Here is an 18,781-nt window from a genome sequence, read left to right on the forward strand (position 1 = left end):
TTCCAGCAAAAGAACAAGGCTTTGTATTTAACTGTTGCACGGCGCGGTGATTTTCAATAGGATAGCCGCGCTTGCTGTAGCAAGCCTCGGAGAGATGGCTGAGTGGCTGAAGGCGCACGCCTGGAAAGTGTGTTTAGGTTAACCCCTAACGAGGGTTCGAATCCCTCTCTCTCCGCCAGATTAAATGAAAAAGCCCCGGACGAAAGTCCGGGGCTTTTTCATTTAAACCGGAGAGCGAGGATTTGGTTCGAACCCTTAGTTCGACCGGTTTGCCGGGAGCAAACCGGAACGCGCTTTAGCGCGGCCCCAAAGGGGGGGAGGGCAGGATGCCCGGAATAATCCCGAGGTGCTGCTGTCACGAACGAAAGTCCGGGGCTTTTTCATTTAAACCGGAGAACGAGGATTTGGTTCGAACCCTTAGTTCGACCGGTTTGCCGGGAGCAAACCGGAACACGCTTTAGCGCGGCCCCAAAGGGGGGGAGGGCAGGATGCCCGGAATAATCCCGAGGTGCTGCTGTCACGAACGAAAGTCCGGGCCTTTTTCATTTAAATCGGAGAGCGAGGATGTGGTTCGAACCCTTAGTTCGACAAGTTCGCCGGGAGCAAACCGGGACGCGCTTTAGCGCGGCCCGCAGGGCCAGCACCATGGATGGTGCCGGCAATCCCTCTCTCTGAGCCAGTTTCGTTCGCTCCCTGTTTTGCTAAACCCATCACTCCGACCAATACCAACTGGTTACGTTGTAGCGATACGCAGTGGCTGCTTCACTCGTTACAGCCTTGACCCAGTGCTCAGAGCCTTGTGATGACGGATCAAACAACACACAGCGGTTGTATGAAGGCGCGATAGTCACAGGTTTATTGTCCTTACCCATAAACACCAGTTCGCCGCCGTTATCGTGCTGCCAGTCTTTATTCAGATAGAGCAGCATACAGACCTCTCTGCCTGGTGAGTCATCCGCGTGTTGATTGACAAAATCGCTGGTACTTAAGCGAAAATAATTGGTGTTAATTTCTGGCTTAGCCACATTGATGTCCGTGATTTGCACACTAAAAATTTTAGATAACAACGACATAAATTCGCTGCTTCGTAAAAACTGCAAAAACTCCAAAGCAATAGCAGAAGGAGTATTCTCAGCACCATTCACGGTTCGATCCCAACGATCCCGCTGCACAAAACGTTCAGTGTCAGGAGTGTTTTGCCATTGTGTATCATTCACATACAAAGCAGAGTAGCTGTGCTTTTGCGTTTTCCACTGCTGTTCTTGCTGTAAAACATGGCTGACTTCATCGAGTTTGCTCTGGTCAAATAAACCATCAATAACGATATGGTGAGGGCTTGAGTTCAATAAAGCCTTTCGATAGGCGCGGATTGCAGAAGCGGTAATTTGCTGTTCATTCAGCCACATGAAGAGGACCACTTGTCGAGTTAGCTAATGTCTTATCGCGCTGATGATACAATATTTTAAGCCGTTTATATGACTTCAGTGAGGAGAAAGTAGAGCACTAACGAATAGGCTTTTTGCTGCTATCCATATCGCTCAGATGCCAGCCCGGCAACCCGACAACGTGCAACTACTTCAATTCTCTTTCAGTCTCACATGTCAGGGCCTGAGAAACAGTATTCAGCAGCTGTTAAGGGGACAAGCGCGATTGTAGGTACGTAATTGAGATTATAAGCAGACATTTAATTGTTATGCCGTAAAACGGCGCAGTGCCATCTGTCCAGAGTTTTCCTTGGTCGACGATACTGAAAAATAAACTCCACGGCAAAGAATCCGCTTTGTTCTGGTCTGTAGCCTTAACTTGGAGACACATGGGTTACAGAAAGAATAAAACTCAGGAATGACAAAGACGTAAATCTGTAAACCCAGATTAATGTCATTTGAATTTAGTCCTATGTTCAATGCCCACCAGCTCCGAGGCAGGAATAGTTCATGCTGCAGCTAATAGGGTGTTGAGCGGAACCCTATATATGGAGTTTCAGATGCCTCATTTAAAAGGCCTGCAGCAAAATCAAATGCTGGCCACCTTTCCTATTGACGTGCAAGAACGTTTGTATCCCCATATGGATTTAATCGAATTACCATCAGGTAAGGTCTTATATGAATCCGGTGATACGCTGCGTTATGTTTACTTCCCTACCGATTCTGTTGTGTCATTAATGCATGTAACAGAATGTGGAGCTTGCGCTGAAATTTCAGTGGTGGGTAATGAAGGTTTGATAGGAATTTCACTCTTTATGGGCGGAGGTAGTACCAACAGCAAAGCCTTAGTGCAACGTTCGGGTTACGCCTATCGCCTGTTAGGTCAGCGCTTAAAAGATGAATTTAATCGTCATGGGGCTTTATTGCACACAGTGCTGCGTTACACCCAGGCACTCATCACTCAAATGGCTCAAACTGCAGCGTGCAACCGTCATCATTCTATTGAGCAGCGACTCTGCCGTTGGTTGTTAGTCACTCTCGACCGGCGGGAAGGTAACGAGCTGGTGATCACGCAGGAACTGATCGCTAATATGTTGGGTGTACGTCGTGAAGGCGTAACAGAAGCGGCAGGCCGTTTACAGCGCATGGGGGTGATTGAATATCACCGTGGCCGTATTCAGGTGATCCACCGCACTCAGCTTGAGACCTTAAGTTGTGAATGTTATGCCGTAGTGCGAAAAGAATCAGAGCGATTACTGCCCTGGATCAACAGAATAAACAGTTAATCTGGCCCACTTTGTCATGGATGCAAAAAGTCTGGGACAGAACGAAGGGGGTCATATAGTAGGGGAAGGACGCCCGTACTGATCCCTTGTTACTAGTGCTATGCACAAAGTAGGTTCAGCCTACCCGCCACTCCAGACCATAATGTGCAAATAGCTCAGCATCTTTGGCAAACCAGACTTCAAAGGCCTGTACATCATAACCTTCTTGTCTGGCTAGCCTGAATATTCTGACCGAGAGTTCAAGTAAATCACGATAGCTCCAGGCTTTACCTTGATAAATTACAGTTAAATCAGGATGTTCTGCCAATATCTCTATGGCTGTCATCGTCTGATTCAAACGTCCTAATTGCTCTGTGCGCCATGTTGTGTTCATCGTTACGCTCCTTTGGTCAAAATACCGTCGGTAGGCCTGTATCTGCAGAACATAATTCAATATTTGTGCCATGGCGTGGGCAGACAAGATAACTTAACGCAAAGCGCGGCCGAGCAACGAAAAATAGCTAAGCCAGTGTTGGGCGAGAACTGCGGATAAAGTGGAGTCCGGGTATAAACCCGCTTTAGCTGCTTTGCTTTTTAAGGTACCGTTGACTAAAAAGCTGTTTTTAAGCCGTTGTTGTTGCAGCATATGTTCAAAAGCCCGTGCGGCCAGCTCTTCCGGCTTGGCGTAATAATAAATGCCATGGCTTTGATCAAAGGCGGCAGAAGTTTTGACGTAGTTATTGGGTTCAGATCCACTGACGGATAAAAACAGCGCCGCAAAGCTTTGATCCAAATACTGATTCAGTGGGTGAGGGGAAACCGCCGCATTGTTCAGCCAGCTGGAACTGGCAAAAGCGGAAGCAGGAAGCTCATCGGTAAACAACTTGCTGCAAATATAATGATCAAAGGCGTGAAACCACTCATGCGCCAGGCTGCCACCGCCGGCATTTTTGGCCAGAGCCAGTAAACGCCCTTGAGGTTGATAAAAAGCACAGCTGCCTTGTTGTCCACCTATACCAAAATTCAGGCTCAGGCTTTGGTTCAGTGAAATCACTTGTTCTGGCACCTGTAACAGCAGCATCAGATCAGATAAAGCGTCAAAAAACAGGTTAGCCGCTAGTTGTTGCTCGGCAGCTGTGACCCAGCGGCCAATTTTAATACTTTGGAAACCAAAAATTTTTACTATATCCAAAAAGCTGACGTCGGCGCCGGATCTGTGTTCCGGACCGTTACGAAAATAGGCTTGCTGTATGCGGGGTATTAAATCAGCCATAGGGTAACTGGTTCAAATTTAAACATTTTTTAAGCGCTTATGCTGGGAAAACACAGTTTAAGTCGTATACTGACAAGCGGTATAGTGATTTTCATTAAAACCTGATGGCTTTTCACTTATGCAAAGCCAGTTGAAACAAAGAGTGATTTTATGTCCCTGCTAGAAAATTTACTGATTATGTTGCTGCTGATCAGTGCCAGTGCCTTCTTTTCCATGTCTGAAATAGCCTTAGCTGCTTCACGCAAAATTCGCTTAAAACAACTGGCGTCAGACGGTGAACCGCGCGCAGCCTTGGTGTTACAGCTGCAGTCTAACCCCGGTAGTTTTTTCACCATAGCCCAGATTGGCTTAAATGCTGTGGCTATCTTAGGTGGTATTTTAGGTGAAGCTGCTTTTACGCCTTATATTCTGAGCTTGCTGAATTTAATTTTTGAAAACCCGGCTAACGAAGGCATCGCCTTTGGTTTGTCGGTGTTTTTTGTCACCGCTTTGTTTATTTTGTTTGCCGATTTAATGCCAAAACGCCTTGCGATGTTATCGCCGGAAAAAGTCGCGATTTCTGTGGTGAACCTTGTGTTGCTGATGCTGGTTATTTTTAAACCTCTGGTCTGGTTTTTTAATAGCCTGGCAAATCTGGTGTTCAAACTCTTTAACGTACCTATGCAGCGTATCGATCAAATTACACCTGAAGATATAGTGGCCATGATGGATGAAGGTGCTCAGGCTGGTGTCTTACAACAGCAGGAACGCACTTTGCTGGAGAACGTATTTGATATGGACTCCCGCACTGTGACTTCAGCCATGACAGCGCGCGAAAGCTTAATTTACTTTAATTTAAAAGAAACAGCCGAGAGCATTAAAAACAAAATCGCCGAACATCCACACGCCAAATTTATTGTCTGCGATGACAGTCTGGATAAAGTGGTGGGTTATGTCGACAGTCGCGATATTTTGATGCAGGTGTTGCATCAACAGCCAATTAACTTACTTAAAGAAGGCATGATCCACACCCCTTTGATTGTGCCTGATTCTTTGTCTTTGTACGAAGTGTTAGCGCAGTTTAAGGCCAGTGGTATCGACTTTGCTGTAGTGCTGAACGAATACGCTTTAACCGTAGGTATGGTCACTCTGAAAGATGTGATGAGCATTGTGATGGGTGAGCTGGTCAATTCGGACGAAGAGCAAATAGTACAGCGTGATGAAGCGTCCTGGCTGGTGGAAGGTTTAACACCGTTGGATGATGTGATGCGGGTCTTTGATATCGACAGTTTTCCGGACGACGAGAATTACGAAACCATTGCAGGTTTTATGATGTATATGCTGCGTAAGATCCCTAAACGCACTGACTTTGTCATTTTTCAGGGTTACAAGTTTGAAGTGGTCGATATCGACAGCTACAAAATTGACCAGTTGTTAGTGACTAAAGTCAAAGTGGCAGAACAAGGTGAGCAGGCTGGCGGTTAAAGGCTTAAAAAAACAAAGAAGTTTGGGGCAGAATCTAACTTCTGCCCCAACGCAGTTTTATGCCTTTTGGCTTTCTACCCAGTTTTTCACTTTCGTATCGAGCACCGACATAGGAACGGCGCCACCTAGCAGCACTAAATCGTGGAAGGCCTTGATATCAAACTTGTCGCCTAGCTGCTCTTTAGCATAAGCGCGCAATTCCACAATCTTCAACATACCCAGCTTGTAGCCCAAAGCCTGACCAGGCCATGCCATATAACGTTCGATTTCAGACACTACATCAGATTCTGTGGTGCCAGTGGTTTCTGCCATATAAGCTATGGCTTGTTCACGAGTCCATTTTTTCGCATGCATGCCAGTGTCGACCACCAAACGTACAGAGCGGAATAACTCCGCTTTCAGGCGGCCTAAATCACCAAAAGGATCGTCTTTGTACATGCCCATTTCTTTAGCAACCAGCTCTGAATACAAAGCCCAGCCTTCGACATAGCTGTTGTATGGCGCAACACGGCGCAGCAGAGGCAAATGTTCCTGAGCCAAATTCAAAGCCACTTGCCAGTGATGGCCCGGGTTGGCTTCATGGTAGGTCAGAGTTTTTAAATCAAATTTGGCGTTGGCTTTAATATCGCGCAGGTTAATCCAGTAAATACCGGGCTTGCTGCCATCAATGGCTGGCGAGCTGTATTGGCCTCCAGCAGCGCTGTCCTGAATTTCTACCGGAATACGGCGCACTTCCACCGGATAAGGCGGTTTAGTGGCAAAAAGCTCTGGCATACGCAGATTAATTTCAGCTATGTATTTATTTAAGTCATCCAGTACTTGCTGACGACCTGCGTCTGAGTCTTCATATAAAAACCTTGCTTCGCCATTTAGCGCCGTCATACGAGCGCCGACAGTGCCGTCTTTATAACCCTCAGACTTTAAGATACTGTCCATTTCCTGACTGATACGGGCCACTTCATCCAAACCTATCTGGTGAATTTGCTCTGGCGTCAGGTCGGTATCGCCCAGTTGTTTTACTGAATAGGCATAAAACTTATCACCACCAGGCTGTGCCCAAATGCCTGACTCTATTCTGGCTTTGGGCAGTTCTGCCCGCACTGCAGTTGCCAGTTGCTGATAACCCGTCTGCACCTGTTTTTGTACTAAAAGTGCAGCTGAGGTCAGATACTGCTGTTTTGCTTCTGGCGTTAAGTCTTTCAGGCCATCCAGTTTTTTCGCAAAATCTTTGTACAGCACATGCTCTGTCACTTCACCACTGGCATAACCATCTAAAATGGCGAGTGATTTCTCCAGTAGTACTTTAGGGGCTATCCAGCCAGTCGCAGCGTCAGAGACAAAACGCTGTTCAACAGCTTTTAACGCAGCGCCAAATTTCTCCAGCCGGCTTAAGTAGTTTTTTGCGTCCTGCTCATTGCTGATTGGATGCGAATTCTGCAAAGCGCCAGCCATATCTATGGTGGGTCCATTGATCTGATTGACGACAAAAGCCGAGTGTCCCATCCAGGAGTCTATATAACCTTGCGGAAACTCTTTGCTGCCCGCGTAGTACTGCATAATGTTCAGCATCACAGCCTGGTTTTCCGCATCCACAGCATCTGCTGGCACAGGCAGGGCTGCAAGTTGGGTCGCAATAGCTGTCAGATTTTTGCGAAGTTGGCTTTCGGCTTCAGCGCTGTAGTTTTCCAGCTCTGTATTAAAAGCTTTACCTACCACCTCTTCAGATAAACCCAAAGCTGAGGCATTTAAGGCTCGAGCCTGAAACAGTATTTGGGTGGCCTGCTGATACAGCTGTTCTGCGGTTTGAGCGGCAGGGGAAACAGCTGCGACTGGTGTGGTTGTTGTGGTTGATTCAACTGATTTTGGGGCATCGTTACAGCCGGTCAATAACAGGCCGCTGATGGTCAGAGCCAGAAAAGAGAGACGCATAGTTTTTCCTTATGGTTTGAGTGCGTAGAGTGGGGCTTATCTTACGCTTTGATTTGTGTCAGTGCAGCAGGCATTTGCGGTAAAACAAAGTAAAAATTGGCTTATTCGCGGTATACTTAGCCATCTTTGGTGAGTCGTTTCTCTGGCTCCATGTTGTTGACGAACACTATGATTGAAAAAAACACACCTGCTTTTTACGCTGCCAGTTTTGCGCTTTGTCTGGCTGCTGTATTTGTGTTTGCCAACCTGCATATGTTGCAACCTTTATTGCCGCTGTTAAGCCGTGAATTTCAGCTAACACCACTACAAACCAGCTGGAGTTATGCCATAGGCACGCTGGCTCTAGGCTTGTCTTTACTGGTGTATGGCGCCTTGTCGGATTCTTATGGGCGCCGTACTTTATTGCTCTGGAGTCTGGGCGGTATGGCGCTGAGCACGCTGGCGCTGACTCAGGTCGAATCCTATCACTCACTTTTAGTGCTGCGGGCTTTGCAGGGCTTTTGTTTAGGTGGACTACCCGCTATTGCCATCGCTTATATGGGCGAAGAGTTCAGTAAAACGGCCATGGTGGTAGCTGTCGGCTATTACATCAGTGCCAATTCGTTGGGCGGCATCAGTGGGCGTTTATTGTCAGGCTGGTTTGCTGAAATGAATCATTGGCAATGGGTGTTCTGGCCTATGGGGCTGGGTAGTGCGCTTTGCACTTATCTGGTCTGGCGTTATCTGCCTAAATCCAGTTATTTTCAAAAGCAGCCGTTTCAGCTAAAACAAGCCATGTCGGATAACTGGTTTCATTTACGCCAGAAAACCTTGTTGCTGACCTATCTGATTGGCGGCCTTAACTTTTTTATCTTTTTAAATCAGTACACTTTTGTCGCTTTCCGCTTGTCTGATACCCCTTATTTGTTATCAAGTGGTTGGATAGGTTTGTTATTTATTACTTATTTAACCGGCACTGTAGGTTCTGCTTTGTCCGGCAAGGTGGGGCAGCGAATTCATCCTGCTTTGGGCATGGCGCTGGGGATAGCCATTATGATGCTGGGCACAGTGCTGACGGCTTTTAATGCTTTGCCTTTGATTGTATTTGGTTTTTTTATCAGTGCCTTTGGCTTTTTCCTTTGCCATTCGCTGGCCAGTAGTTGGGTTAATCAGCAGGCGGTTAAAGCCAAAGCCAGTGCCAGCGCTTTGTATCTGGTGTTTTATTATCTGGGTGCGAGTTCTGGTGGTTTGTATTTATCGCCATTCTGGCAGCATTGGGGCTGGAATGGGGTAGTGGTCGGCTCCTTGCTGATGTTTACGCTGACCTTAGTTTTAAGTCTGTGGCTAAAACACAGTGCATCAAAAGCGCCGTGAAATAACTTGCTTCCACTTTGTTTTGCTTGTTAGCATAACGTCACTTCCACTTCGAGTACTGCTGAAATGAACAACTGAATTCCCGAAAATTTGTAGCCGTTATTTTACAAATCTTCAGGATAGCTGTTGTTTAACAGGTATTTATCGCTTTTTTCTTTTGTCTGTGAACACAGCCTTCCTGTATTTCAGGAGTCTGTATGTCTGAATTATCTACTGTGTTGTTATGTCGCCAATTCCAATGGACCCATCAGGGTCTTGAGTTATTACATCCAGCTATTGATCTGCAGCTTCAGAATAAAGCTCAGGCATTAGTCGGGTTAAATGGCTGTGGTAAATCCTTATTTTTACGTTGTTTAGCAGGGCAGGAAACTGGCTTGGCTTACAGCGGTGAACTGCTTTGGCAACAGCCTTTTTATTACTTATCACAACAGGAGCCGGATCTTAACCAAAGCATCAGCTGTTATCTGGGGTTAGATGCTTTGTTTGACGCTTTAGAGCGAGTAGAGGCTGGCGGTCTGGACCAAACCGATTTTGATTGCATTGGCGATCGCTGGTTAGCTAAAGCAGAGGTTAGGCAGTGGTTGTCAGAGCTAAACTTACCTGCCGATCCTGCGTTACCACTCAAGGCTTTAAGCGGGGGCCAGTTGATGAAACTGCGGCTGGCAAAGGCTTTTGCAACAGAGCAGTTTTTGCTGCTGGATGAAGTATCAAATCATCTGGATCAACAAGCTCGTTTATGGCTTCAGCAGCAACTACAGCAGCACCAGGCTGGATATTTGTTAGTGAGCCATGATGTGGACTTGTTGTCGATTGTAGATTGTATTTACCAGTTATCGCCTTTAGGGTTGGAGAAATATCAGGGCAACTACCAGAACTTTTTGCAGCAGAGCCAGAGGCAACAGCAGCAGTTGCAACAGCAAAATGACAAGCTAAAAAAACAACAAAGCCGTCAGCGACAACAGCAACAGCTATTGCTTGAACAGCAACAGCAAAAACATCAGCAGGCCAAAAAGAATAAAGCCCATGCCAATCAGGCACCGATTTTACTGGGCAGAAAAGCTCAGCTTGCTGAACAAAGTCACGGTCGTTTGCAGCTTCAGGTGCAGGCTCAGCAGCAGGAGCTAAGTGCCAGGCGCCAACAGCTGCAACGACAACTGGATTACCGTGACTTACCAAAACTACCTTCTGTTGCCGCGGTAAAAGTTTGTAGTGGTCCTGTGCTCTATTGTGACGGTCTGGTTTTACCTTATGGCTCAAAAGTGCCTTTATCTTTCCAGCTTGATGTGCAGCAGCGCTGTGTTGTCACAGGAAGCAATGGCAGTGGCAAGTCGACCTTACTTAAAATACTGGCGGGTTTTATTCAGCCAACACAGGGTTTGGTGCAGGTAAAACAACGGTTATGGTATCTGGATCAGCATTTATCTTTACTGGATAATTTCTCAGGCGCTGTAGAGGCCATCAGAGCGCTTACTATGTCGCAGCAGGAGTCGCAGATCCGAACCTCTTTGTCTGGTATAGGCCTTGGTGCACAGCGCCTGACGTTACCCACACAGCAGCTCAGCGGCGGAGAGCGGGTGAAGTTGTTGTTACTGATTTTGGCATTGCAGCCTTATGCGCCTTTTTTGCTGTTGGACGAGCCGGACAATCATCTGGATTTTCAGGCGTTGGCTATGCTGCAACGCTTTTTACAGAGTTATCCGGCGGGTTTTATGTTGGTGACTCATCAAGATGCACAGTGGCAGCAGCTTGATTTCTCTGCTTTGGTAAGACTGGATTAATCCAGTCTTACCCAGGCTAATCTAGTCTTTGCCAGACCTCTTCAATTTTCATTCCATCTTCCATTCCACTGTGATGCCAGAGGTCGCCTTCGACTTTGGCTTTAAATTCATAGGTTTTATTTAGCATGCTGGCGACTGAACCTGTTTGTGGAGTTTCGTGATAGTCATTGCCTTTCAACTGGTAAGTGCCTGTTAAGGCGCTGCTGAAACTGCCGTCTTTATTCACTGTGACAAAACTGAAATAGCTTTTGGACAAGACTTTGACCGATTTCAGATCCTCGCCTGACACTTTGATCACAGTGCCATCGGCCTTGGTGTAAACTGCAGATTTGAGTGTCCAGCTGCCTTGCAGTGATGCAGGCTCCGAGGCTATTGAGGGTAAAGCAACGCAGCAGAAAGCAGTAAAGATCCAGAGTACTAAGTTCTTCATTTTGTCTCCTTTTTAAGTCATTTTTTCAATGACTTACTCTACAACACAAAACGCAATTTGATAACCCGCTTTAGTCAGCACTCAGGCTGACGGTTTGAAAACAACCTTCAGCTAAATCGGCGAGGTTAAACTCTGCCAGTTGAATACGTTTGAGTTGCAGCACTTTAAAACCTTGAGTGCGGCACATATAGCGGATTTGCCGGTTTAAGCCCTGGGTCAGCACAATTTCAAAACGATCGGAGCTAAGTTGGGTCACCTGACAAGGACGGGATTGATAGCTGTGAGGGCCCACTGTCCAACTCACACCGGATGCCAGTTGCTCTAAAGCCTGGATTGTCAGAGCTTTATCCACTGTCACCTGATAAGTCTTCTCATGGTAAAAATCAGGGTGCAATAGACGTTGTGCCAGTTCGCCGTCATTGGTTAGCAGCACTAAACCACAGGAATCTTTATCCAGTCGTCCAACCGGAAACAGCCGCATAGGGAATTGTTGCAGCAGATGGTACAGGCTGTCGGCTTTTTCAGGATTGAGGTTGCAGTCTATTCCGACAGGCTTGTGATACAGCAGATAATGTTTTTCAGTGATGGCAGCAAAAGGTTGCTCATCGACCAGAATAAGGTCGTCAGCATCGACATGGTCAATATGATTGGCAGGGCGGTGATTTACCAAAACCCGGCCTTCGTCAATCAGCCTCGATGCGGCTCGTCTTGAACAAAGGCCATGGTCGGCCAGGTATTTGGCTAAACGAATTTTCATCCGCCTTTTACCTGATATAAAGCTTAAGCCGCTGTAGTGGCTTTAGGCTTTGGCTTAAAACGACGACGTTGACCGTTGCCGTTGTTATGTTCAGCCGCAGGTGTGGCCATATGACCGGCAGCTTGTGTCTGAATACCAGGTGTTTTTGGTGCTTCAAAGCGGCGTGGAGGCTTTGGGGCTTGCGCTGTTTTTTGACCTTGACCTTGGCTCTGACCTTGACCAGGCTTTTGACCTGAGGCTGGTTTTTGTCCGCCATTGGCTCGTGCTTTATTGCTGTTCGCGCTTTCACCTTGTGGCTTACGCACAGGACGAGGAGGGCGTGGTGCTTTGGCAATAGCAGTCACTGCATCCGGCAACGGATCCGGATTCATGCTCTGGCTTGGCAGTTTAATACCAATCAAACGCTCAACTTGTCTTAACTGTGGAACTTCATCAGGTGCGACAAATGAGACAGCTAAACCAGATTTACCGGCACGGCCGGTACGACCTATACGGTGCACGTAATCTGCAGGTGAACGTGGCAATGCAAAGTTCACTACATAAGGCAGCTGAGAAATATCGATACCACGGGCTGCAACGTCAGTCGCTACTAACACTTGTAGCTCGTTGGCTTTAAAGTCAGCCAAAGCTTTAGTGCGGGCGTTCTGGCTTTTATTGCCATGCAAAGCTGCAGATGGAATACCAGCAAAGGTCAGCTGTTCGCTTAAACGGTTGGCTTCGTGTTTGGTTGGCATAAATACCAGCACCTGTTGCCATTTGTTTTCAGTGATTAACTGACATAAAGCCGCAGTTTTCTGGCCTTTACCCAGCAAGTACACCTGCTGCTCAATTTTTTCAACAGTAGTATTTTCCGGTGTGACCTGGATCATCAGCGGGTTTTGCAGCAGGCCCTGAGTTAAGCCTTTAATTTCATTACTGAAAGTGGCTGAAAACAACAGGTTTTGACGTACTTTTGGCAGCAAGGCCAGAATTTTTTTCAAATCGCGGATAAAGCCCATATCCAGCATACGGTCGGCTTCATCCAGCACCAGCATTTGCACCTGGTCCAGCTTTAACGCGTTTTGGCTTAACAGATCCAATAAACGGCCAGGAGTGGCGGTTAAAATATCCACACCACCACGTAAAGCCATCATTTGTGGGTTTATGCTGACGCCACCAAAGACGACATGGTGTTTTAGTTTTGGGCTTAACTCTTTACCGTATTTCTGAATTTGTTCTTCAATCTGCGCCGCCAGTTCACGGGTCGGCGTTAAAATCAGCGCTTTGACCGGACGAGGTTTCTGGATTGGTTGTGCTGATAAAATTTGTAATATAGGTAAGACAAAGCTGGCAGTTTTGCCTGTGCCGGTTTGAGCGGCAGCCAACAGATCACGGCGCTGTAACACAGCAGGGATGGCCTGTTGTTGAATAGGGGTAGGTTGGGTATAACCGGCCTGATGTACGGCCTCAACCAAAGCTGGGTTTAAACCCAAAGCAGAAAATGACATTAAATTTCTCAAATAAAAGCGCGAACCCCAATTGGCCCACGCAAAAAGCCGCGCATTGTAACGGGAAAGCGCCGGTGCGACCAGCGCTATTGTTGGTTTTTTGTTCAGTTTAGTGAATTGAGTGGAATTAAAGGGGATTTAGTCACGCTATTAGCCAAATCGCCCTTAACCAAATCGTAGAGATGCCAGTTTACTTAAGCCCATAGCCACAGAGCCAAACTGATCACCACGGATCACAGGTACATCAGGCAATAACTGTTGCAGCATCTGTTGTACGCCTGGTACAGCAGAAGCACCACCTGTAACAAAAATACTGTCTGGTTTAACGCCAGCGCTTTGTAAACACTGTTGAATTAGCTTACTGATACCGGATAACTCCTGATACAAAGCATCCATCAGTTGCTGTTGCGACAGATTTTGCACCAAATTTTGGTCAATACGGTCCAGCAATACATCCACAGCTGCATGTTCGGTCAGGCCGATTTTGGCTTGCTCAGCTTTTTGATTCAGGTAATAACTTAGATGCTGCTGATACACCTGCACAAAGCGGTTTAGAAGTAGCGGTTCAGCCGCCAAATCTTTTAAATCCAGCAGTTCATCATAGGTTTTTTCTGCGTAAAACCGCTCCTGTGCATGAATATCGATAATATTTACTGCATCGCTAAACAGTGCGCCAGGCAAAGGTTTACCATCCAGCGCCAGGCTCTGGCGGCCAAAGAGTTTCATCAAGCCGTAAATGGTCAGTTTGATATCCATATCCACACCACCAATACGTTTACCGCTGTGGCCTAGTAAATCGCTGCTGCGATCAAACTTCTGACTATGCTCTGGCCCCAAACGGATCAGGCTGATATCGCTGGTACCACCACCAATATCCACCACCAGCACCAGTTGCTCCTGAGTTAAATGCCTTTCGTACTCAATAGCTGCTGCGACCGGCTCATAAGCAAAATCCACTTCTTTAAAACCAACTCTGCTTGCGGCCTGATTTAAAATTGCCAAAGCCCGTTCATCGCCCAAGGCTAAATCTATGCCCTGAAAATGGATTGGGCGGCCAATCAATACCCGTTCAACCTGATGACCTAATTTTTGCTCTGCACCTTGTTTAATCCGGCCTAACAATAAAGTGGCTACTTGAGTATAAATTTCAGTTTGTGCCGGTGTTAAACGGCTGCCCAACATCGATTTAGGCGAGCGGATAAACACACCACCTAAGGGATCCATGCTGTAGCGTTCGTGGGCGGCTTTACCGACCAGCACAGTGCTATTTTGCGCTAATAAACGGGTCAGACTAGCTGACAGGTAAGCATCTTCGTCTTCCGGATCACGCTGACGTTCTATATACAAAGCCGAGCTTAAATAACGGCTGCCATCCTGCTCCAAAGCTAATAAATGCGGCTGTTGTTCCAGCATAAAACCAGCGGCACAGTTGGATGTACCAAAATCAACAGCAAGATAAGGAGCAGACATAAGATCACCTGTCAGAAAAAAGGGCGGCGAGTATAGCCTTATTCGATTGCTTTGCCCACGATTTTGGCCTCGCCTGCGGGTTGCCGTAGTACCTGTTGCAAAAATGCGATGGCATGAGGGGATTGGTAGGAGTTGTGGCTTGAAGGCACGATAATTTCTTGCACAGCTTTGGCCTGATGCGCGCTGAAGAAGGGCACTACACCATCACTGATTTGACTGCAGCTTTTTTCGTCCTTGCAGGATAAAGCGCCATCGCTACCTACTATAGAATACACAGGTCGTTGGTATTCAAGCTTATTTAAGCCCTGCAACAGCGGATGACGAGGTGATAGCACCTGGACTGAATGTGGGCCACCGCCACTTAAGTATTCCCGCATAGGCAAAGTGACCTTGTCCGGCCCCAGTTTCAAAATAAAGTTGCTCAGGATCAGCGTGAAGTTTTTTGGCAGGTTAATAAACCAGCTGGCTACTTTAGCCAGAATTGATTCTGAGGATTCTGAGCCGCCATGGGGTGTATCCATAAACACCACCTTGTCGATATAGGGTCTGGCCTTAAATATAAAAATATCCTGGATTTTATCCAGTTCTTTTTGCGCATAACCTATCTGCTCCGGGCGCTCTGTAAAACTGATATCCCACAGCAGATAGTCGGTATTCTGGACCAGAGTTTTACTGATAATACCGCCCATACTATGGCCAACCACCAGCATCTGATCCAACACGCCGGAGCCGCCTTCGGCTTTGAGCATATGATGCAACTCATCCAGTTTTTTTCGCAAACGCATTGAGTTGTAAAAAGGCGGAGGGCCGGATGGGTAAAAAGCATGCCAAATTTGATAACGCTGCTTGAGCTCTTCATCCTGTAATACCGCCATGGTGAGTTCATACCAGATCAAAGGGCTGGAATTTAAACCATGGATCATTAACAGCGGTTGTTTATTTTTTTGCAGTGGCGTGACGCTGTAAATGCCTAACTTATTGTCAGCCAGCTCCGCATTAAATAAGCCTGGCAGCTCTAAATCTGCCAGCTTAGCCTGCTGCATCAGCCATAAATAGCTGCTGGCCGCGTCAAATAGAAGAGGGTAAGAAGCGGAAGAAAATTTCAGCTCTGCCGCCTCTTGCATCATATGCCCCTGCAAGGTCAGCTGAATTTGCAGGTCTTTGTTAAACTTCAGCTCTTTAAGGCTAACAGTGACAGAGCGGAAAATACCCTCTGGTGGATAGTTTTTATCCCAGCCTGTGCCGGTGTTTTCCCGGGCAGCCACCAGACTGACGCCTAAACCAGTTCCTTTTATTTGTTGGTGATGACTTTTAATGGCCTGAAAATCACTGGCCAGTACAAAGTTTTCAAAAGGTAAACCAGTTTCATCCAGCGGTGGCTCCAGTACGATACGAAGCGCAGGGTGACGGTATTTTTGTTTAGGTAACATCAACTGCAAAAAGTGAGTCAGACTTTGATTGTATAACCTGGTGGCTTGTTGCAGCTCTATGTTGGTTAAGTGGGACGACGATAGCCAAAACTGCGCGCAACTGAGTTGTAACAGGCTTTTATTGGCAGTTTCATCCGGTAAGTTCAATAAATCAGGGCAATACAGCGCCAGTTCAGCGGCGTCCATCTGTTGCATACGGGCATATTGGTAACTAAACAGCTGGTTCGCTTCCAGTGCTCTTTTGGTGGATGGCAACAGTTTTAAAAAATGCGGACTGGTACAGCCGCCAAGCAGAAACAGGCAGAGCAAAAACAAGCTGATAGTTTTAAGCCGTGTTTGCACCTGTAGCTCCTGTTGAACACTAAATACAGCCTCAGTCTGTCAGATTTTGCTATCGGACACCAAACAAAATTTATATTAAAAATCAGTCACTCAGCTATAGTATGGGTCATTATTCTTCTGGGTTCGAAAATATTTATTTTCGCATTTAAACCTTTTGCAGCTGTGCGTGCGACTAACCAGATAACAACAGCAATAAAACAACAGGAATGGAATGTTAAGGTCTGACTTTCCGGCACAAAGCCCGCCAGAACAAAGCGTGCGCCCCATGGATGATCTGGTGTCTTTGTCACAAAGAGGCGATCGTGCGGCGTTCAGGCAATTGTATCAGCAGCATTCTGGCCGGGTTTATGCGGTGTGCGTACGTTTGCTGGCTGATCGCAGTAAAGCAGAAGATGCCTGTCAGGAAGTCTTTGTTAAAGTCTGGCAGCAATTAACTTTATTTCGGGGTGACAGCAGTTTCAGTACCTGGCTGCACAGCATTGCAACCCGCACTGCCATAGACTTATGGCGTCAGGATAAGTTGCTACGGCTGGCGACAGAAGAGATGCCTGAAATCGCAGGAGAGGAATTAGGTCAGAGCCGGGAATTAGAGCAGTTGATTTTACGCTTGCCCCATCAGGCAAGAGCCGTGTTTGTGTTGTTTGCTTTAGAAGGCTATCAACATCAGGAAATTGCAGAGTTGCTTGGCATAGCCGAAGGCAGTTCGAAATCGCAATATCACAGAGCTCGGCAGTTATTACGGGAGTGGTTAGATGAAAACTGAACATGAATTAGATGCCTTGATCGTCGGACTTTCAAATGAGTTAAAGCCGTCCCGCGATTTATGGCCAGAGTTGGAGCAGCGTTTAACTGACCGCCAAAGTGTTACCGCTGAAGTGGTGCAGTTTAAAACCAGCCGATGGTTGTCAGTGCCTTTTGCCAGTGCTTATGTAGCGAGCGCAGCATCGGTGTTATTGGCTGTCACTTTATTCTGGCAACCCGCTACACCGGTGCAAACTGTTGTATTTAACCCGCAACTGGTGGACGCCGAAACTGCCATAGTGTACAGCTTTGAACAGGCTAAAGCAGAGCAACTGGCCAGTATGAAGGTCGTTAATCCAGCCTACGCGGACTGGCAGCAGCAATTGGCTCAGTGGCAGCAGGCGATAGGGCAAGTACAACTGGCTTTGAAATACAATCCAAATGAAGCAGTGTTGCTAAAACAATTACGTCAATTGTATAGCCAGCAGCAGAATTATTTACAAAAAGTGGTCCAGTCGGGCCTGGTTTAATCTGGAGTAACATGATGAGACAACAACTGATTTTAGGTCTGGCTTTATCTGTATTCAGCCAGCCTTTATGGGCAGCTGAATCTGTAAATGAAAATTTGAAAGTGGCCAATAACGAAAAAATTTATATTGAAAGCATGCGTGGTGAAGTGGAGATAGTCGCAACTTCAGCCAGTCTTTTTAAAGTCTCCGGAACTTTAGATGAAAAAGCTGATGGCTATGAGCTTGAGTCCAAAAATGGCTTTACCAGCTTCAAAGTGAAGATGCCCAGTATGCGTAACTACGGCGATTGGGACGATCAGGAAAAGGAAGGCTCCCGTTTAAAAATTGAAGTGCCGAAAGGCGCTGAAGTTGAGTTTCAGGGGGTGAATGCCAATATCCGTGTCACAGGAGTTCAGGGCAGTAGCAAAATCAGCACTGTCAATGGGTCAGTGTATGGCGAAAAGCTGGAGAAATTTATTCAGCTGGAAACCGTCAATGGTGAAATTACCAGCGTGAACAATAACGGTCGTATCAGCCTGAATACGGTCAATGGCGAAATAGAAGACAGTGGCTCACAAGGTCGCCTGAGCATTGATGCTGTGAATGGCAGCATTGAAACTAAGTCTTCGGCTTCTGAAGTTTCTGTCTCTGTGGTCAATGGTGAAGCTGATTTGGCATTAACCAATGTACAGCAACTCAACATGAGTTCGGTGAATGGTTCTTTAGATGCAGAACTCAAGGGCAGCACTACGCCAAGAGTGGAGGCTAGTACTGTCAGTGGTAATGCCAAACTGAAACTGGAGAAGGGCATTAACGCTAAGTTTAATCTGGTGGCTAATGCTGGCGGTTCTATCAGAAATGAGCTGACCAGTCACAAAGCTGAAAAAGCTAAATATGGCCCACGCCGTAGTCTCGAATTCAGCACTGGCCAGGGCGAAGGCAGTATTCAGATGAATACAGTCAGCGGTGGCTTAAAACTGGAGACATACTAATCCCATAGTGGCAGCAGGTCTTGTTCCTGCTGCCTATCTTCATCACATCCTCTTTACATAACTTTGCAATAGCCATTTGGTGTTCAGTTATGCGCGATTTGTTAAGGGCTGTTATTAACTGTTTGAGTTGGTAAAAA

Annotated in this window: 16 protein-coding genes and 1 tRNA gene; 8 read left to right on the forward strand and 9 right to left on the reverse strand. The window is 46.7% G+C overall.

Annotation, left to right across the window (positions count from 1 at the left end; translation table 11 throughout):
- Positions 1-88 precede the first annotated feature (88 nt).
- Positions 89-178, forward strand: a tRNA-Ser gene (locus tag LSG34_RS12860).
- Between the two features lie 532 nt (positions 179-710).
- Here the strand turns inward: LSG34_RS12860 and LSG34_RS12865 are convergent.
- Positions 711-1,406, reverse strand: coding sequence for a 2OG-Fe(II) oxygenase (locus tag LSG34_RS12865; protein ID WP_233009500.1), 696 nt, complete (start codon positions 1,404-1,406; stop codon positions 711-713).
- A gap of 578 nt (positions 1,407-1,984) precedes the next feature.
- On the opposite strand from LSG34_RS12865, the gene LSG34_RS12870 reads away from it, so the two are divergent.
- Positions 1,985-2,710: a Crp/Fnr family transcriptional regulator gene (locus LSG34_RS12870; protein WP_233009501.1), complete on the forward strand. Its 726-nt coding sequence runs from the start codon at positions 1,985-1,987 to the stop codon at positions 2,708-2,710.
- A gap of 115 nt (positions 2,711-2,825) precedes the next feature.
- Here LSG34_RS12870 and LSG34_RS12875 read toward each other — a convergent pair whose 3' ends face one another.
- Together LSG34_RS12875 and LSG34_RS12880 are read right to left on the reverse strand one after the other, a co-directional pair.
- Entirely contained in the window at positions 2,826-3,083 is a 258-nt protein-coding gene (locus LSG34_RS12875; protein ID WP_233009502.1) for a hypothetical protein, read from the reverse strand.
- A 93-nt stretch (positions 3,084-3,176) separates the two neighbouring features.
- On the reverse strand, positions 3,177-3,962 hold the full coding sequence (locus tag LSG34_RS12880; RefSeq protein WP_233009503.1) for a CLCA_X family protein: 786 nt from the start codon (positions 3,960-3,962) through the stop codon (positions 3,177-3,179).
- A 150-nt stretch (positions 3,963-4,112) separates the two neighbouring features.
- Here LSG34_RS12880 and LSG34_RS12885 point away from each other — a divergent pair, with 150 nt between their 5' ends.
- Positions 4,113-5,426 carry a hemolysin family protein gene (locus LSG34_RS12885; protein ID WP_233009504.1) on the forward strand — a complete coding sequence of 438 codons (1,314 nt, stop codon included), beginning with the start codon at positions 4,113-4,115 and terminating at the stop codon, positions 5,424-5,426.
- Positions 5,427-5,483: 57 nt separating this feature from the next.
- Here the strand turns inward: LSG34_RS12885 and LSG34_RS12890 are convergent, their stop codons facing one another.
- Positions 5,484-7,355 (reverse strand): DUF885 domain-containing protein, encoded by a 1,872-nt coding sequence (locus LSG34_RS12890; protein ID WP_233009505.1) that lies wholly within the window; start codon positions 7,353-7,355, stop codon positions 5,484-5,486.
- 168 nt (positions 7,356-7,523) lie between these two features.
- Between LSG34_RS12890 and LSG34_RS12895 the strand changes: the two genes are divergently transcribed.
- Together LSG34_RS12895 and LSG34_RS12900 are read left to right on the forward strand one after the other, a co-directional pair.
- Positions 7,524-8,708 carry an MFS transporter gene (locus LSG34_RS12895; RefSeq protein ID WP_233009506.1) on the forward strand — a complete coding sequence of 395 codons (1,185 nt, stop codon included), beginning with the start codon at positions 7,524-7,526 and terminating at the stop codon, positions 8,706-8,708.
- Positions 8,709-8,905: 197 nt separating this feature from the next.
- Complete coding sequence (locus LSG34_RS12900; protein ID WP_233009507.1) at positions 8,906-10,486, forward strand: ATP-binding cassette domain-containing protein; 1,581 nt, start codon at positions 8,906-8,908, stop codon at positions 10,484-10,486.
- Positions 10,487-10,502: 16 nt separating this feature from the next.
- Here LSG34_RS12900 and LSG34_RS12905 read toward each other — a convergent pair whose 3' ends face one another.
- The 5 genes from LSG34_RS12905 to LSG34_RS12925 form a co-directional block, all read right to left on the reverse strand.
- Positions 10,503-10,916, reverse strand: coding sequence for a hypothetical protein (locus LSG34_RS12905; protein WP_233009508.1), 414 nt, complete (start codon positions 10,914-10,916; stop codon positions 10,503-10,505).
- A gap of 70 nt (positions 10,917-10,986) precedes the next feature.
- Entirely contained in the window at positions 10,987-11,673 is a 687-nt protein-coding gene (locus LSG34_RS12910) for a pseudouridine synthase (RefSeq protein WP_233009509.1), read from the reverse strand.
- Positions 11,674-11,696: 23 nt separating this feature from the next.
- Entirely contained in the window at positions 11,697-13,160 is a 1,464-nt protein-coding gene (locus tag LSG34_RS12915; RefSeq protein ID WP_233009510.1) for a DEAD/DEAH box helicase, read from the reverse strand.
- A 165-nt stretch (positions 13,161-13,325) separates the two neighbouring features.
- Positions 13,326-14,630 (reverse strand): molecular chaperone, encoded by a 1,305-nt coding sequence (gene yegD, locus LSG34_RS12920; protein WP_233009511.1) that lies wholly within the window; start codon positions 14,628-14,630, stop codon positions 13,326-13,328.
- Between the two features lie 38 nt (positions 14,631-14,668).
- Positions 14,669-16,402 carry an esterase/lipase family protein gene (locus tag LSG34_RS12925; RefSeq protein WP_233009512.1) on the reverse strand — a complete coding sequence of 578 codons (1,734 nt, stop codon included), beginning with the start codon at positions 16,400-16,402 and terminating at the stop codon, positions 14,669-14,671.
- 211 nt (positions 16,403-16,613) lie between these two features.
- On the opposite strand from LSG34_RS12925, the gene LSG34_RS12930 reads away from it, so the two are divergent.
- Genes LSG34_RS12930 through LSG34_RS12940 form a run of 3 tightly spaced genes read left to right on the forward strand, consistent with a single transcriptional unit; the run spans position 16,614 to position 18,644 of the window.
- Complete coding sequence (locus LSG34_RS12930; protein WP_233009513.1) at positions 16,614-17,165, forward strand: RNA polymerase sigma factor; 552 nt, start codon at positions 16,614-16,616, stop codon at positions 17,163-17,165.
- Positions 17,155-17,673: a hypothetical protein gene (locus LSG34_RS12935; RefSeq protein WP_233009514.1), complete on the forward strand. Its 519-nt coding sequence runs from the start codon at positions 17,155-17,157 to the stop codon at positions 17,671-17,673. The genes LSG34_RS12930 and LSG34_RS12935 overlap by 11 nt, the downstream gene beginning before the upstream one ends.
- 11 nt (positions 17,674-17,684) lie before the next feature.
- Positions 17,685-18,644, forward strand: coding sequence for a DUF4097 family beta strand repeat-containing protein (locus LSG34_RS12940; RefSeq protein ID WP_233009515.1), 960 nt, complete (start codon positions 17,685-17,687; stop codon positions 18,642-18,644).
- Positions 18,645-18,781: the final 137 nt, after the last annotated feature.

It is taken from the genome of Rheinheimera faecalis (assembly GCF_021290965.1).
In the GTDB taxonomy this organism is placed as follows: domain Bacteria; phylum Pseudomonadota; class Gammaproteobacteria; order Enterobacterales; family Alteromonadaceae; genus Pararheinheimera; species Pararheinheimera faecalis.